The 15,395-nt window shown below is 60.7% G+C and carries 13 protein-coding genes and 1 pseudogene; 6 read left to right on the top strand and 8 right to left on the bottom strand.

Features of this window, described 5'->3' with window-relative positions:
• The first annotated feature begins 19 nt into the window (after nucleotides 1-19).
• Complete coding sequence (locus ACE3SE_RS01875; protein WP_062785903.1) at nucleotides 20-655, top strand: histidine phosphatase family protein; 636 nt, start codon at nucleotides 20-22, stop codon at nucleotides 653-655.
• Nucleotides 656-718: 63 nt separating this feature from the next.
• Entirely contained in the window at nucleotides 719-1,117 is a 399-nt protein-coding gene (gene msrB / locus ACE3SE_RS01870) for a peptide-methionine (R)-S-oxide reductase MsrB (RefSeq protein WP_374553575.1), read from the top strand.
• 8 nt (nucleotides 1,118-1,125) lie between these two features.
• On the opposite strand, the gene ACE3SE_RS01865 is transcribed toward msrB, so the two are convergent.
• Entirely contained in the window at nucleotides 1,126-2,316 is a 1,191-nt protein-coding gene (locus ACE3SE_RS01865; protein WP_374553573.1) for a GGDEF domain-containing protein, read from the bottom strand.
• Nucleotides 2,317-2,493: 177 nt separating this feature from the next.
• On the opposite strand from ACE3SE_RS01865, the gene ACE3SE_RS01860 reads away from it, so the two are divergent.
• The 3 genes from ACE3SE_RS01860 to ACE3SE_RS01850 all read left to right on the top strand — a co-directional run bounded on the left by ACE3SE_RS01860 (nucleotide 2,494) and on the right by ACE3SE_RS01850 (nucleotide 4,052).
• Nucleotides 2,494-2,694, top strand: a complete 201-nt coding sequence (locus ACE3SE_RS01860; RefSeq protein WP_374553572.1) for a hypothetical protein — start codon at nucleotides 2,494-2,496, stop codon at nucleotides 2,692-2,694.
• Between the two features lie 223 nt (nucleotides 2,695-2,917).
• The gene (gene folE, locus ACE3SE_RS01855; RefSeq protein ID WP_045845083.1) at nucleotides 2,918-3,625 is read left to right on the top strand and encodes a GTP cyclohydrolase I; all 708 of its coding nucleotides are present in this window, start codon (nucleotides 2,918-2,920) and stop codon (nucleotides 3,623-3,625) included.
• Between the two features lies 1 nt (nucleotide 3,626).
• A complete protein-coding gene (locus ACE3SE_RS01850) occupies nucleotides 3,627-4,052 on the top strand; it encodes a BLUF domain-containing protein (RefSeq protein WP_374553570.1) in 426 nt (141 codons plus the stop codon).
• A gap of 19 nt (nucleotides 4,053-4,071) precedes the next feature.
• Here ACE3SE_RS01850 and ACE3SE_RS01845 read toward each other — a convergent pair whose 3' ends face one another.
• Together ACE3SE_RS01845 and ACE3SE_RS01840 are read right to left on the bottom strand one after the other, a co-directional pair.
• Nucleotides 4,072-5,415 (bottom strand): ATP-binding protein, encoded by a 1,344-nt coding sequence (locus ACE3SE_RS01845; RefSeq protein ID WP_374553568.1) that lies wholly within the window; start codon nucleotides 5,413-5,415, stop codon nucleotides 4,072-4,074.
• A gap of 1 nt (nucleotide 5,416) precedes the next feature.
• On the bottom strand, nucleotides 5,417-6,103 hold the full coding sequence (locus ACE3SE_RS01840; RefSeq protein ID WP_045845086.1) for a response regulator transcription factor: 687 nt from the start codon (nucleotides 6,101-6,103) through the stop codon (nucleotides 5,417-5,419).
• 565 nt (nucleotides 6,104-6,668) lie between these two features.
• On the opposite strand from ACE3SE_RS01840, the gene ACE3SE_RS01835 reads away from it, so the two are divergent.
• A complete protein-coding gene (locus tag ACE3SE_RS01835) occupies nucleotides 6,669-7,379 on the top strand; it encodes a hypothetical protein (protein WP_374553566.1) in 711 nt (236 codons plus the stop codon).
• A gap of 6 nt (nucleotides 7,380-7,385) precedes the next feature.
• Here ACE3SE_RS01835 and ACE3SE_RS01830 read toward each other — a convergent pair whose 3' ends face one another.
• The 5 genes and pseudogenes from ACE3SE_RS01830 to ACE3SE_RS01810 form a co-directional block, all read right to left on the bottom strand.
• The gene (locus tag ACE3SE_RS01830; protein WP_374553564.1) at nucleotides 7,386-8,294 is read right to left on the bottom strand and encodes a LysR family transcriptional regulator; all 909 of its coding nucleotides are present in this window, start codon (nucleotides 8,292-8,294) and stop codon (nucleotides 7,386-7,388) included.
• Between the two features lie 87 nt (nucleotides 8,295-8,381).
• Nucleotides 8,382-9,188 (bottom strand): substrate-binding periplasmic protein, encoded by an 807-nt coding sequence (locus ACE3SE_RS01825; protein ID WP_374553563.1) that lies wholly within the window; start codon nucleotides 9,186-9,188, stop codon nucleotides 8,382-8,384.
• A 16-nt stretch (nucleotides 9,189-9,204) separates the two neighbouring features.
• Nucleotides 9,205-10,563 (bottom strand): annotated as a pseudogene (tldD, locus tag ACE3SE_RS01820) (metalloprotease TldD); the annotation flags it as partial.
• Nucleotides 10,564-10,661: 98 nt separating this feature from the next.
• On the bottom strand, nucleotides 10,662-11,468 hold the full coding sequence (locus tag ACE3SE_RS01815; protein ID WP_374553561.1) for a carbon-nitrogen hydrolase family protein: 807 nt from the start codon (nucleotides 11,466-11,468) through the stop codon (nucleotides 10,662-10,664).
• Nucleotides 11,465-15,358, bottom strand: a complete 3,894-nt coding sequence (locus tag ACE3SE_RS01810; protein ID WP_374553560.1) for a YhdP family protein — start codon at nucleotides 15,356-15,358, stop codon at nucleotides 11,465-11,467. Before ACE3SE_RS01810 ends, ACE3SE_RS01815 begins: the two co-directional genes overlap by 4 nt.
• Nucleotides 15,359-15,395 lie beyond the last annotated feature (37 nt).

Here is a 15,395-nt window from a genome sequence, read left to right as displayed (position 1 = left end):
CAACCATCCGGACACCCACATGCCCACCACCCGTTTTTGCCTGATCCGCCACGGTGAAACCGACTGGAACCGCGAGCGCCGCCTGCAAGGCCATCTGGATATCCCGCTCAATGCCCGCGGCCTGCAGCAGGCCGAACAGCTGGCCCACGCACTGGCGCAACAACAGCTGGAATTCAGCGCGCTGCATGTCAGCGAACTCACCCGCGCCCGCCAGACCGCCAGCGCCATCAGCCGTCGGCTCGGCCTGCCATTGCAAACCCATGCCGCGCTGAAAGAACGGCATTACGGTGCTTTTCAGGGACATACTTTCGAAGAAGCACGACAGCACATCCCCCACGTCTACCGGCTGCATCAGGAGCGGGATGTCCACTTCGATCTGCAAGGTGGTGAAAGCCTGCACGGCTTTCAGCAGCGCATCATGCAATACATGCAGCAACTGGCGGAACACTATGCGGGAAAGCAGATTCTGGTAGTAAGCCATGGCGGCGTGCTGGAAATGGTGCACCGTACCGCCAGCGGCAAGGGACTGAGCGGCGCACGCGACTTTCCCATTCCGAATGCCGCGCTCAACTGGATTCGCTATCGGGATGGCGAGTGGGAAATTGAAAAATGGGCAGACCAGTCCCATCTGGACAGCAGTCTGGACGAGCTGTAAGCCCGGCACTGACAGATTGCCCCACCTGCCGCGACCAATACAAAAACCACCCGAGGAATGATCATGGACAAGCCAAGCTCCATCAGCGACGCCGACTGGCGCGCCCGGCTCAGCCCGGAACAATACCGCGTTGCCCGTCAGGGCGGCACCGAACGCCCGTTCAGCGGCGAACATTACCTGCGCACCGAGCGCGGCGATTACCATTGCATTTGCTGTGGCAGCCTGCTGTTTCACTCGGATACCAAGTTTGATGCAGGCTGCGGCTGGCCCAGTTTCTGGGCGGAAGCTGCCGGCGAACGCATCAAGCGCCTGCGCGACACCTCGCACGGCATGATCCGGGTGGAAGTGCGCTGCGCCAACTGCGACGCCCACCTGGGCCATGTATTCCCGGATGGGCCGGAACCCACCGGCGAGCGCTATTGCATCAACTCGGTGTGCCTGAGCTTCAAGCCTGCGGAATGATGGACTTATCAGGCCAAGGCCGTGTTTGAAACAGCGCCCTGGCTGATTTGTACCCGGTTGCGACCGGTGTTTTTGGCTTGATAAAGCGCCTGGTCGGCCCGGCGGCATAGCTGATCGAAGCTTTCGCCACCCTGCCAGGCAGCCACACCGATACTGATGCTGTAGCGGCACTCACCAAACCGGCTGCTCACCGGCCGCTGCTGGGCATGCAAACGCAGCCGCTCTGCCACCAGCCAGGCAGCTTCAATTGGGGTATCCGGCAGCAGGACGGCAAACTCCTCCCCCCCCAGCCGTCCCAGTGCATCAAGGCTGCGCAAGTGTCCGCGCACCATCTCGGTAAATGCACACAGCACTTCGTCACCAGCAGCATGGCCAAAGGTGTCATTGATGTTCTTGAAGTGGTCCAGGTCGATCAGCAGCAACACCAGTGGCCGGCGGTTAGCCGCCGCTTGCAGGATCAATTGCTGACCGGTGGCAAACAGATGCTTGCGTGACAGCGCACCGGTCATGAAATCACGATTGGCCGCATCTTCGGCTTGCGTTTGCAGCGACTCATGCAGCATCAGCACGGCCGCCATGGACAGGGCCGGCATGATGGCAGCTCCCAGGCACAGCAGGATGATGTTCCAGCCACTGGCCAGCATGATGCTGGTAGGCACCGGATGCAGTTGGTAAAAATAGATGGCACGCACGACCTGCGTCACCGCCAGCAGGCAGGACAGGCCAGTGAGCAAACGATAATGAACACTGCTGCGGTGACCGCGATAATGCGACACCATCAACCATGCCGTTGCCAGGCACACCAGCGCGGCATAAATGGAAATGGCCATCACCCGCATGGGCAGGCTGTTATCGACATAGCGCCAGTAAGTCACGCCCAGCACTTGCAGAATTGCCCCGCCAAGCAACAGGCGCCAGCGCGGCGGCCGACCCAGGAAAGAGGCGCAGCCGGCATAGTACATGGCCAGGGACAAGGCCTGAACGCCATTGGCCACTACAATGGAAATGCTGTCCGGCACCATGCCGCGCAAGCCAAGCAAAGGCAGATAGATGACAACCGCACAATTGGCCACCAGCCACTGCCAGACCCCGGGCAGGCCGCTACGCCGCAGCGAAGCAAACGCCATGCACAGCGCCATGCTCAGCAATTCGGTGGTCAGGAAGATCGGTGCCAGCACCAGTGTGGGGTCGATAGTCATCAAATGGATTAGTGTGCCAACATCTGCCGCTCTGGTGGCACGGGACGCCGCCGAGGCAGGATACAATCCAGCTTTATACCAAAAATGACAGCTGACAGCAGCATTTAAAACAAATATTCACATTCAGACGGCATGCGGGCACAATCCGTACAACACATGCCACGTGCAGGCCATGCCATGCCCCCGACTGCAGATTCAACAAGCAAACGCGTCCATTGCCTGGATTGCCAGCACTACCATATCAGCCATGATGTCCGCTTTCCTTACGCCTGCCGCGCACTGAAGATCAAGAGCAAGCGCCAGCCCTGCCAGGATGTGCTGGAGGCTTCCAGCCAGCCTTGTCTTTACCGGCGACAGAAAACCGCAGCCAAGCCTTGAAAGGCGGCGCCCGCGTCTCCATTTGACTATGCTGATTCCGGTTTTCCTTTTCCCAGCCCTTGCTGCGCATTACCATGCATGACCAAGGAAGATCACCGGCAGCAAACCTGCGCCGTTTGCCACATACATCACGGATTAACAGCGGCTGGTGCCGGGCCTATCCTACTGACCAAAGTAAGTAGGGGGACAGTGCCAGCCATCTAAGATAAAGGCCAAAGCCACCATGAGCAAAACGGATTCCAACGCCAACACCCCAGACAGCGTTTCTTCCCGCATACGCTATCGTTTGCAGAATGCCGGCGTGCGCTTTCACGCCAACGACAATATTGCCGACTTCATCAAGGACGATGAGCTGGACCTGCTGCAACAAGAAGTGGCAGAGAAAATGCAGGGCGTGCTGGAAAGCCTGGTGATTGACACGGTAAACGACCACAACACGCAGGACACCGCCCGTCGCGTGGCCAAGATGTTCGTACGTGAAGTGTTTCGCGGTCGCTATGTGGCCAGCCCGCCCAATACCGAATTCCCGAATATCGAACAGCTCAACGAGCTGATGATTGTCGGCCCCATCACCGTGCGCAGTGCCTGCTCGCATCACCTGTGCCCCATTATGGGCCGGGTATGGGTGGGGGTGATGCCGAACGAACACTCCAATCTGATCGGCCTGTCCAAATACGCCCGCCTGATTGACTGGGTGATGACCCGCCCGCAAATCCAGGAAGAAGCAGTGATGCAGATTGCCGACCTGCTGATGGACAAGCTGCAACCGGATGGCCTGGCCATTGTCATGGAAGCGGATCACTTCTGCATGCACTGGCGTGGCGTGAAGGACAACAACTCCAAGATGACCAACAGCGTGATGCGCGGCTCCTTCCTGCGCGACGCCAATCTGCGCCGGGAATTCCTGTCGCTGATGCACAGAGGAAACTGACATGCTCGTTCGCCTGATTTATGCCAGCCGCAGTGCCACCCCCATCACCAGTGAACTGGTACGACAGATTCTGGATGCTGCACACCAGCACAATACCGAACGCGGCATTACCGGTGTGCTGTGTTATGGGGACGGTGTGTTCGTACAGGCGCTGGAAGGCGGGCGTGCCGAAGTGAACGCCCTGTACCAGCAGATTTGCCGCGACAACCGGCATCACGATGTCACGCTGCTGACCTACGAAGAAGTCGACCAGCGCGAATTTGCCTGCTGGTCGATGGCACAGGCACCGCTGGACAAGAAAAATGCCGCCTTGTTGCTGCGGCATTCATCCAGCCCGGTGCTGGACCCCTTCCGCCTCAGCGGCCAGACCACCAGCCGTTTGCTGAGCGAACTGGGCAACTCCGGCGGACTGCGCTCCAAAGGCTGATCCGCAACAGGTAGCGGACCTAGCAGTCCGCTACTGCCAGCGGCAGGGTGATGCTGACACACAGCCCGCCCTGCGGCAGATTACTGGCGCGAATCCTGCCCTGATGGGTGTGCACGATACGTTGCGCCATAGCCAAGCCCAGGCCGTAGCCTCCCGGCTGGCTGTTTTGCTCGCTGCGGAAAAAAGGCTCGAAGATGGTTTCCAGTTCGTGCTCCGGCACACCAGGGCCACAGTCACTCACTTCGATGTTGACCTCGTTTTCTGTGCGTCTCACCGCCAGCGACACCGCACTACCCTTGCGCGTATGGTGAATGGCGTTGCGGATGACATTCTCCAGCGCACGGGACAGCAATTCCGGCTGCATCATCACCTCGGCCATATCACATTGCAGTAGCACGATGCTGCAGTCGTTGGCCTGCGCCTCGAACTCGGCATCCGGAATCAATTCTTCCAGCACAAAGTCGAGCGGCAAGCGTTCCGGCGGATGCTGCGCGCCCTCGGCATCCAGCCTGGCCAATGCCAGCACCTCGCCCACCAGGGTATCCATGCGGCCGGATTCGCGCTCGATGCGCCCCAGCCATGTTTCCAGTTGATCCGGCTGCTGGCGCGCCAGATCAATGGCGGCATTCAGCCTGGCCAGCGGCGAGCGCAATTCGTGCGAAACATCATGAAACAGGCGACGCTGACCGATGATCAGCTGCTTGAGCCGCTTGGCCAGACTGTCAAAATCACGGCCCAGATCGGCCAGCTCGTCACGCCGCCCCCCCATCTTGCCTGCCAAATTGACATCCATCTCGCCCTTGGCCACCGACTGGAACGCTTCACTCATCAGGTGAATCGGCTTGGACAGATAACGCGCCAGAATGGCACCAAACAGCAAACTGGCCAGCAAGGCTGCGAAAATCGGTACCAATGGCACCGGACCAGGCTCTTCCGGTGGACGTCCCGGCATGCCAGGAGGCTGGCCGGGACGGCCTTCAGGCGGTGGCCCCGGTGGCAACAACACCAGCCGGTAGTGCGTGCCATCGGCCAGGCTGACTTCCCTTGCCGGACGATGATTGAACAGATCCGGCCCAGGCGCGGCGCGCCCCAGCAATTCATGCCCCTGATCATCCAGAATGTACAGATAATCACGACCACGCGATTTCATGCCCTCCAGCTGCTGGCGCAAGCCGGCAGGGCCTTCATGACGCAGCAAGGCGGCGGCCATGTCCAGCACCGTCCCGTCCATCGGGTGATGCTGTTCAATGGCAGCCGCCGTTTCGCTGCGGTGCTTGAACCAGAAAACCGCCCCCACGCCAACCACGGTGCAGATTTGCGCCAGCCATAGTATGAGGAACAGCTTCCAGAACAAGCGTCCCATCTCAGGCCTTGATGAACTGGTAACCGCGGCGGACCACGGTCTGGATGCAGATACGGCCCGGCGCAACCCGCGCCAGCTTCTGGCGAATGCTGCTCATGTGCACGTCGACACTGCGATCGAAGCGTGCCAGCGGCCGTCCCAAGGCCTGCTTGGACAGGATATCCTTGCCGACCGGCTGACCGGCATTGCGCACCAGCAGCTCCAGCAAGCTGTATTCGGTGCTGGTGAGTTCCAGCACGGTGTCACCCCATTGCGCCCGGCGCTCGCCCGGCCACATGGTGAGTGGGCCTTCACGCAGCATGTCTATTTCGTGCGCAGGCTGTGCCTGATTGCCGATGCGGCGCAGGATGGCACGTATGCGGGCCAGCAGTTCGCGTGGCGTGCAGGGCTTGGGGACATAGTCATCTGCACCCAATTCCAGACCCAGCACCCGGTCGGTATCGTCGCCACGGGCGGTGAGCATCAGGATGGGCAGCATGCTGTGCTCGCGCACCCGGCGCAGCACCTCCACTCCGCTGATGCCGGGCATCATCACGTCCAGCACCATCAGGTCAAACTGCCCTGACAGCGCCTGCACCACGGCACTGGTGCCATCGCTCACCTTGTGCACCTCACACGCCTCACGCTCCAGATAGCTACCCAGCATGTCGGCCAACTCAATATCGTCATCCACCAGCAGTATTCGCATTTTCCATCCTGATTATTCTGTCGCCCCCCTCTCCCGGAGGCTTTCGGCAGACATGATCCACATCACGACACGGCGCGGGTGAAGTTTTACCGCCATTTACACCGCTTGATGGCGCTTTACACCGGGCTAACCGTTATTAACAGTACAAGCGCGCATCATGCATGACGGTAGCCGCTTGCTTGCCCTGCCCGGGTCCCTCTCTCATCTGCGGCGGCTACCACCCTTTACAGCGGCAGAATTTGCCTGCCTGCCGGACAAAAACGCCGGCAAGTCACTGTAAGCCATGGATTCCGGTCATCTCTGCAGCACGCTGCCCAGGCGGTGGCGGCAATTATTTCCGCCACTACCACCAGGAAAACAGCGCAATCAGGCGCAACCTTAGCAGAATGCCGGCGCTTTTCCGCACGCCCCCACATTCGCTAACATTTCCTAACATTTATTTACGTCTTTACCGTTATTTACTGGCCTGGAACTTGCCTGTTACCCGGCATCGCGCCCGCCTGCAGCCATTGGGCATGACTGGCGACTGCGCACCGCTCACGCACTCGGATCAGGAGCCATCATCATGAGCATCTCGGGCATCAGCAGCAGCACTTCCATTTACGGGCTCACCAGCAGCCAGTCCTCCGGCAGTACCTCCGGCACCGGCGAAACCCGTCACCATGGCAAACACCGTGGCAGCGGTAGCGACGCCTTCATGCAAAGCGTGGAGCAGGCATTAAGCCAACTGGGCATCACCCTGCAAGCGCCGACCAGCAGCAGTGCCAGCAGCAGCAACACGAATAGCAACAGCAATAGCGCACTTGCCAGCCTGCAAGCCCCTCCGCCGCCACCGCCGGATGACGATGGGGACGACGACAGCGTCAGCAGCACGGGCAGCACGCAAAACCCCAGACAGGCCATGCACACTTTCATGCACGACCTGTTTGCCGCGTTGAAGTCCAGCAGCAATAGCGATAGCAGCAGTGACAGCAGCACGGCCAGCACTTCCACTTATGGCAATGCGGAAAGCCAGTTGCAAAGCCTGATTCAGCAGCTATCCAGTGGCACGTCCAGCAATTCCGGCACCTTGAGCACCCTGCAGAACGACTTCAACAATCTGCTCTCCAGCGTGCAAGGCAGCAGCAGTACCAGCGCCAGTGACTCCAGTACCTCCGGCAGCAGCACTTCGGCCAATCTGCAATCCTTCCTGACTGCACTGCTGCAAAACCTGCAAAACAGCCAGACCAACCAGTATGCATCTTCGGTAGGCAGCCTGATCAGCACCCAGGGCTAAGCGGCCTTACGGCAGCGCCGCGACATGGTGTTGCAGGCGCTGCTGCAGGAATTCGCGCAGACGCACCACCAGCGGCGACAGCATCATCCGGTGCGGGCATACCAGATAGAGAGGAGCCCGCTCGGTCTGGTATTCCGGCAGCAAGGCCTTCAAGGTACCGGCCCGCAGATCGTCCATCACATCCAGTCTGGACTTGTAGGCAATACCAAGCCCGGCCAGTGCCCAACGACGCACGATTTCCCCGTCGTCGCTCTTGAACCGTCCATCCACCGGCACACTGACCCACTCTCCCTGATGGCCAAAGCGCCAGCGCTCGTGCAAGGCATCCCCCAGCACGAAACGCAGGCAGGCATGCGCGGACAGGTCTTCGGGTTTGAGCGGATGGCCATGACGGGCCAGGTAGTCCGGTGCAGCACACAGCACGCGGCGGTTATCCGGCAGCAAGGGTAGTGCCACCAGGCTGGAATCTTCAGGTACGCCATAGCGCAAGGCCAGATCCACCGGCATGCGGTACAAATCGGCCAGCCGGTCACTGATATGCAGTTGCAAGCGTACGGCGGGGTGCTCGGCCAGAAACTCATCCAGCCACGGGCGCAGCCGTTGCCGGCCAATATCGGATGGCATGGACAGGCTGAGCAGCCCTTGCAGCGCCTCCCTGCCGGCAGCCAATGCCTGGGCACCCGCCTGCAAGGCTTCCAGCGCCACCGTGGCATGTGCCAGATAACGCTCTCCGTCAGCAGTCAGCCGCAGGCTGCGGGTGGAACGCACCAACAGACGACAGCCCAGTTCCTGCTCCAGACGCTTGAGTGCTGCACTGGCCACCGCCGGGCTGATATCCAGCGCGCGTGCAGCGGCAGACAAGCTGCCCAGCTGCGCGGTTTGCAGCAGAATCTGCACATCCTCCAGCCTGACCATGCATCCCCCGGAAAAATTCAGAATCAAACACCGCACACAGCGGACTGCCAGCCCGCCCGGCAACGGCCCGGACAGCCTGAAGCAGGTTCAGGGCAGAAAGGATTTCATATTGTATTTCTGCACCAGCTGCTGGTAAGCAGCACTCTGACGGTAACGGCGCAGCGCATCCACATAAGCGTCTATCCGCCCGGTCGGCATGGCCTTGCGGGAAAAACCAAGATAGAAATCCCCTATCAGCCAGTGCGGCTGACGCAGGGCCACCACCTGGGAGGACAAGCCCGGCATGGCCACTTCCAGCGACTGCAGTGAAGTACCATAAGCCACGGCAATGTCGATGCGCCCGGCCAGCAGCTTGGAAAACACTTCTTCCTTGGAGCTGGCATTCATGTCGATCTTCCAGCACTTCTGCATGGCATCCTGCACGGTCTGCCCATAGAAATAATTGCTGGCCGCGGCCATGCGAAACCCGGCATAACGGCAGGGGTCATGGCTGTCGGGAAAGCGCTGCTGCTGGTTGCGGCGGACAAACAGGCCGGCATATTGCCGGTGCTGGATGGCTGCCGGCAGGAACACCGCGAAGCGTTCACGCTCCGCCGTGCGGGCCAGATAACTCAGCGCATCCACCTGCCCCAGCTGCAAGCTGCGCAAAGCGCGTTGCCAGGGCATGGGCTTGTAAATCACATGCCAGCCCAGCCGTGTAGCCACCTGGTCGATTTCTTCCAGATGAAAGCCACCATGGGCCTTGCCATCCCCCTGCACATACTCAAAGGGATGGTTGTCCGACTCCTCGACGGCGACGACAAAATCCTGGCCCAGGGCAACGCCGCTGGCGCACAAGCCAGTCAGCAGCAGCAACAGGCAAACGCAGGCCTGTACGGCCTTACTGTGCCTCATGACAGAAAAATTCCGCTCAGCCCGCCGTTCCGCCCACTGTCAGGCCGCCATCGATGCGCAAGGTGGGCTGCCCCACGCCCACCGGCACGCTCTGACCTTCCTTGCCGCAGACGCCCACACCCTGATCCAGCGCCATGTCGTTACCGATCATGGAAACATGGCCCAGTACATCCGGCCCGTTACCGATCAGCGTAGCGCCCTTGACCGGATAGGTGAGCTTGCCGTTTTCGATACGCCAGGCTTCCGAAGCGGAAAACACGAACTTGCCGCTGGTGATGTCCACCTGACCACCACCAAAATTGGCGGCATACAGGCCGTCCTTCACCGAGGCGATGATCTCTGCCGGGTCATGCTGGCCACCCAGCATGTAGGTGTTGGTCATGCGCGGCATCGGGATATGCGCATAGGACTCGCGCCGGCCATTGCCGGTGGGTGCCACCTGCATCAGCCGGGCATTCATGGCGTCCTGCATATAGCCCTTGAGGATGCCGTCCTCGATCAGCACGGTACGGTTGGTCTGGTTGCCTTCGTCGTCAATGGCCAGCGAACCACGACGGCCATCCAGCGTGCCGTCATCCACCACCGTCACGCCCGGAGCAGCCACACGCTGACCCAGTTTGCCGGAGAATGCCGATGTGCCCTTGCGGTTGAAGTCGCCCTCAAGGCCATGACCAATGGCTTCATGCAGCAACACCCCAGGCCAGCCGGAGCCCAGCACCACGGTCATTTGCCCGGCAGGTGCCGGACGTGCCTCCAGATTGATCAGGGCCTGATCCACCGCCTGACGCACATATTGCTCCACCAGTGCATCGTCAAAGCGGGTCAGGTCGAAACGGCCACCGCCGCCGCCAGAACCCTGCTCGCGCCGGCCGTTGTGCTCGACGATCACGTGGACCGACAGCCGCACTAGCGGACGCACATCGGCAGCGCGTACGCCATCATGGCGGGCCACGTACACCACATCGTATTCCGAGGCGACGCCGGCCATCACTTGCAACACGCGCGGGTCCATGGCGCGGGCCAGTTTTTCCACCTTTTCCAGCAAGGCCACCTTGGCTGCGGCCTCCAGGCTGTAACACGGGTCGATGGCCGGATAAAGGTCACGCGCGCGCTGCGGCGACTGGCGGCCGGCACTGCCATCCCCACCGGCCAGACCGATGGCGCGGACCGCATCAGCGGCGCGGGTAATGGCATCCACTCCGATATCATCGGAATAGGCAAAGGCTGTCTTGTCGCCTGCCACCGCCCGCACGCCCACACCCTGATCGATGCTGAAACTGCCGGATTTGACAATGCCCTCCTCCAGGCTCCAGCCCTCGCTGCGGGTGTACTGGAAATAGAGGTCGGCGTAATCCACGGCATGCTGGCGCATGCGGGAGAAGGTTTTTTCGATCACGGACTCATCCACGCCAAAAGGCGAGAGCAGCAGTTGATCGGCAATGGTGAAAGCGTCTTGCATGGTGGGTCTTTCTGTCAAAGCACACGGTGCGCCAGCGCGGGCAGGCCGCTACGCACCGATTGCAGCAATGCGGGGTCGAGTTCGGCCAGCACGACACCTTCGCCGCTGGCCTGTTGCGCCAGAATGCGCCCCCAGGGATCGATAATCATGGATTGGCCATGGGTCTTGCGGCCATTCTCGTGGGTCCCCCCCTGGCCAGAGGCAATCACGAAGCACTGGTTTTCAATGGCGCGTGCTCGCATCAGCACCTCCCAGTGGGCTTCGCCGGTGGTGGCCGTGAATGCGGCGGGCAATATCATCACGTCAAACGGCGCAAGCTTGCGGAAAAGCTCGGGAAAGCGCAAATCGTAACAAATGCCGCAGGCAACTTCTGCCAGCCCAATATCCACCTTTACCGGCTCATGTCCGGCAACAATGCTGTCCGACTCGCAATAGCGCTCGCCATTACCGGTATAGCCAAACAGATGGATCTTGTCGTAGCGGGCCTGCACCACGCCATCGGGGTCGAACACCAGCGTGGTGTTGAATACCTTGCCTGCTTCGGGGCTCTGCAACGGAATGGTGCCGGCGGCCAGCCACACCTTGTTGTCACGCGCCATCGCGGCCAGGGCAGTCTGCAAGGGGCCACTGCCCATTTCTTCGCAGATGGCTACCTTGTCGCCATCTTTTCTGCCCATCAGGCAAAAATATTCCGGCAGCACCACAAAAGCCGCTCCTACGGCAGCGGCCTTGGCCACCAGCGCTGCGGCACGGGCCAGATTGGCTGCCACATCGGTACCGGACACCATCTGCACGGCAGCTGCTATAAATTTCTGTTTCATGGTGTGATGATCCGCTTGCTGTTTCTCAAAGGTTCCACGGCCCGTTTCTCCACCTTCGGGTTGGCAAAGGAACCGGTCAGGTCGTACTCGACCGACAAAATCTTGCCGACCGGATCTTGGAATACTTTCTGTGCCGCCAGTGCTGCCACACCCACCACGGGGTTGAGCAGTGCTGCACCCGCAGCCAGCGCCACGCTCTCGGCCAGATGGGGCTGTACCTTGATGTGGACATCCTGGGTTTCGCTGGCCAGGTTCACCTGCCCGCTGAGGAAGACATCCGCTGCCGGCCCTTTCAGGTGCACATTATCAGAAACGAATACACCCTTGCTGATGCGGGCATCTCCGGTAATGGAGTCAAAGGCAAAACCGTCACTGAATACATCGGTGAAATCCAGCTTCACCCGGCGGGTAAGCGATTGCAGGCTCAACACCCCGAGCAGACGGGCTGCACCCGGGTCCACCTTGGCAAAGCGGCCGTTCTTCAAAGACAGGGTCATGTCCCCGGACAGCTGTTTGACACTGAGATCGAACAAGCCGCCCGGCCAACGCATATTGCCCGCCAGCGTGCCTTCGCCCTTGCGGAAAGTGTCCTGCAAGCCCACGCGGGCCAGCAGTTTGCCTACATCGGTACTGTCTACCCGGTAACGGGCATCCACTTCCTTGCCATCCTCGCTGCGCCGCACCCGGACGCTACCCTGCAAACTGCCTTCGGCCGCATCCAGCCGCAAGGGATTGAGCAACCAGTCACGCCCTTCGCGACGCGCCCGCACATCCAGCTTACCCACCGAGCGGTTCTGGTACACTAGGTCGCCCACATGGATATCCAGTGCCGGCCAGTCGCCCTTGTCCGACATCGTGTTGTCGCCATCCGCCGCACTGCCTTTTTCCGGCGGATTGAGCAGCGCATATGCCAGATTGGCGCGCAGCAGGCCGTTTCCTTCCGGCAAGTATTCAATATTGCCACTCATTTCATGCGCCCGGACATCCAGCGACCAGCCGTGGCGAATCCGCCGGTTGCCAAGGCTGGCAGTCACCTTGTGCAGACTGCCAGCCCAGCTGTCCAGCTGCGGTGTTTCCAGATCAATCTGCAAAGGCAGGTCAATCTGCAAGGACTTGCCCGCAGTTGCCGCATTGCCATGCAAACCGGAAGGCCCGGCAATGGCATCCACCCAGGCGGGCAAATCCACCTTCGGCGCAGCCAGACGCAATAACAAGCCCTCATCCGGTTGCTTGCCCACCGGGCGACCGGAGGCAATTACCCCGGTTTTCAGATTGCCGTGCTCATCCAGCAACAGGCTGCCGCTGGCCACGGTGCCGACATCCAGATCCAGCCGTACCGGCTGTTGTGCCGTCTTGCCAGGCGTCACCCGCAATGACAACGGCAGCACGTCCGCCGCCGGTTTGCCTGCCGGAGCCGGGGCCAGAATGCTGACGCCCTGCAAGCCGGACTGCACCGTCAGGTTCTCCAACCCTTTTTGCACGGCAAACTGGATGCCGAACGGCGCATGACCACTGACGTAAGGGGACAGCACCGGCAGATAGCGGTCCAGCGCCAGCTTGCTGTCGGCCTCGCCACGGATATCAAAATTCATGCGTCCGGCCGCTGTACTGGCTGCCTTCAATACAAAGGCTCCGCCCAGCGCCTTGAATGCCACGCCACTGGATTCCACTCCATGTTCGGTAAAGGTCAGCGTGCCTTGCGCCTGCGACAGCGGCGGAATCGGCAGCGTCCGGAAACCCAGCTGATTGCCGGACAGCAGGATATCGCCACGCACCTTGGGCGTTTCATGACCCGAGAGAGGAATACCCAGCTTGAGATTGAGCGCAGCGTTGCCACCAGCTTGCAGATTGCCGGTAAAGCCATCCAGCCAGCCGTCCACCGGACTGGCAGTAGTGAACTTCAACATGCTGGCCAGCGGCCCTTGCGCCCGCCCTTGCACCGTCAGCACCGGCGGGGTGGCACCCAGATTGTCTATGCCCACCTGCACGGCTGACAAAGGCACACCCAGCGTGCTGGCTGAACGGGCGGCAATCAGCATTTTTTCGTTATGGAAACCCAGATCGGCCTGAATGTTGTCGATGGTGGGCCAGCCTTTTTCATACAGCAGCTTGCCCTGCTCCACCTTGGCGTCCACGCTGAACTGCCCGCCCTTGCCACCGGCAAAGGGGAAGTCGGCCAGATCGCCTTTCAGAATCATGCGCACATCACGCGCAGTACCACCCAGCAAGGCCTGCTTCAGCCAGCGCAGGGTATCCTCTCCCACCGCATGCGGCAGATAGGCCGGCACCCGTTCAGCCGCCACCTGATCCACACTGGCGGTGAAGTCCACCACGCCGGGGCCGCTTTCACCGTGGTGATAATGGCCGCCAAACCGCCCCGTCAGGTCGGCATTGGCAAAACTGACATCCTGAAAATCGACATCGGTTTGCTTGCCCTGGTTTTTCCAGTCCACGCGGGCATTGAGCCGGTCAAAATTCAGCAGCTGCGGAAACACCACCGGATAATTCAGCGTGGCATGACGGCTATCCAGTTGCAGGCTGCCGCCCTGCTCGCCAAAACGCAGTGAGCCACTGACACCGCTGATACCCGGTACCGTGGCAAAGGCCTGCCAGGCCAGCGAATCAAAACGGGTGGCCACCGTATATTGACGCGGCGACTGCAGCGGCCCGGTCCAGCCTAGCGACAGGTTTTTCAGCTGGCCGCTGGGTGCAAAGCGGGAAAACAGCGAATTGCCATCCCCTCCCAGCGCACGGATGAACGGCGTCAGATGGGCCACATTGACATTATCCAGCGTCAACTGGCCATGCCCTTGCTCGCCCGGCAACCAGTCGCCACGAATACTGGAATTGTCGAAAGCCAGCCCACTGGAACTGGCAAGGGTCAGATTGGACGCATTGATGACATACGCCCCCTTGGCCGAGCGTTCCAGCTGCAACTTGCCGCTGATCACAGGCAGAACCAGTGTGTGGGCATCCCGCGGGGTATAGGCGGCATTGTGAATGCTGACATCGGCCTGCAAGCTGTTGATATGGCCGTCGGAAAAATCAGCCTCCAGCGTGCCACTGCCCTCGCCACGATTCACCAGACCGACTTTTTCCATATAGCGCGACAACATGCCGGCCTGCGCGCCATTGAGCCGCACCCGCGCATTACCCGACCAGTCACGCCACTGGCTGAAATCATTGCCACGCCAGGACAATTCCATGTCAAAGCCTTTGCCCAGCGTCACCACCGGCCGGCCGGACAGCGTCAGGCGGTGGCCCAGCAGGGTTTTGCCCAGGACCAGCTGGCCACCTTGCAAGTCCAGCCGTGGCAGGCCGAACATTTTGTCTTCCCAGCTGATATGCGCCTGGCTGATTTCAATACGGCGCTGGCGCAGCAGCCAGTTGGCGGAGGGCTCGCTCCCGGCAGCTTCCGGGCGGGCCGGACTGGCCGACAAGTCAAAACCGTTGAGCAGGATGTGACCATCGACATTGCGCACCAGCGCCACACTGGGCCCCTGGATCACAATGCTGGAAAACAGAGGTTGCCAGGACAATAGCGACAACCAGGAAGGCAGCACCGTCACCTGTTGCAAGGTCAGCGCATCGCCGCTCACCGGGTTGGCAATGCGCAGCCCGCCCAGTTGCAGCTGCGGAGCCATGTCCTGCCACTGCCACTGCCCGGACAGGGCGGCAATGCTGACCTGCCGCCCGCTGGCTTCGGACAGGCTGTGTTCCAGCTGCGGGCGAAACTGCTCCAGCCGGGGCAGAAACCACCAGTTGAACACGGAAAATGCGCTGCCGATCATCAGGATTGCCAGCACCAGCAACAGGCCGGCGATGCGCAGGACTCTGCGCAGCAAGCGGATGACGTGGATTCTGGCAAGCAGATACAGGGGCTTTTCCAAATGAGCTAAACCGATACAATGAAGTGTTATCAGGACC

It is taken from the genome of Aquitalea pelogenes (assembly GCF_041914625.1).
Classification (GTDB): Bacteria; Pseudomonadota; Gammaproteobacteria; order Burkholderiales; family Chromobacteriaceae; genus Aquitalea; species Aquitalea pelogenes.
Note: the sequence above shows the minus strand (reverse complement) of the source record. Positions and strands in the feature narration are given on the sequence as shown.

Bases quoted from the DNA above. Each gene is read 5' to 3' on its own strand.
- ACE3SE_RS01875 (WP_062785903.1), top strand. From the start codon at position 20: ATGCCCACCACCCGTTTTTGCCTGATCCGCCACGGTGAAACCGACTGG.
- msrB (WP_374553575.1), top strand. From the start codon at position 719: ATGGACAAGCCAAGCTCCATCAGCGACGCCGACTGGCGCGCCCGGCTC.
- ACE3SE_RS01865 (WP_374553573.1), bottom strand. From the start codon at position 2,316: ATGACTATCGACCCCACACTGGTGCTGGCACCGATCTTCCTGACCACC.
- ACE3SE_RS01860 (WP_374553572.1), top strand. From the start codon at position 2,494: ATGCCCCCGACTGCAGATTCAACAAGCAAACGCGTCCATTGCCTGGAT.
- folE (WP_045845083.1), top strand. From the start codon at position 2,918: ATGAGCAAAACGGATTCCAACGCCAACACCCCAGACAGCGTTTCTTCC.
- ACE3SE_RS01850 (WP_374553570.1), top strand. From the start codon at position 3,627: ATGCTCGTTCGCCTGATTTATGCCAGCCGCAGTGCCACCCCCATCACC.
- ACE3SE_RS01845 (WP_374553568.1), bottom strand. From the start codon at position 5,415: ATGGGACGCTTGTTCTGGAAGCTGTTCCTCATACTATGGCTGGCGCAA.
- ACE3SE_RS01840 (WP_045845086.1), bottom strand. From the start codon at position 6,103: ATGCGAATACTGCTGGTGGATGACGATATTGAGTTGGCCGACATGCTG.
- ACE3SE_RS01835 (WP_374553566.1), top strand. From the start codon at position 6,669: ATGAGCATCTCGGGCATCAGCAGCAGCACTTCCATTTACGGGCTCACC.
- ACE3SE_RS01830 (WP_374553564.1), bottom strand. From the start codon at position 8,294: ATGGTCAGGCTGGAGGATGTGCAGATTCTGCTGCAAACCGCGCAGCTG.
- ACE3SE_RS01825 (WP_374553563.1), bottom strand. From the start codon at position 9,188: ATGAGGCACAGTAAGGCCGTACAGGCCTGCGTTTGCCTGTTGCTGCTG.
- ACE3SE_RS01815 (WP_374553561.1), bottom strand. From the start codon at position 11,468: ATGAAACAGAAATTTATAGCAGCTGCCGTGCAGATGGTGTCCGGTACC.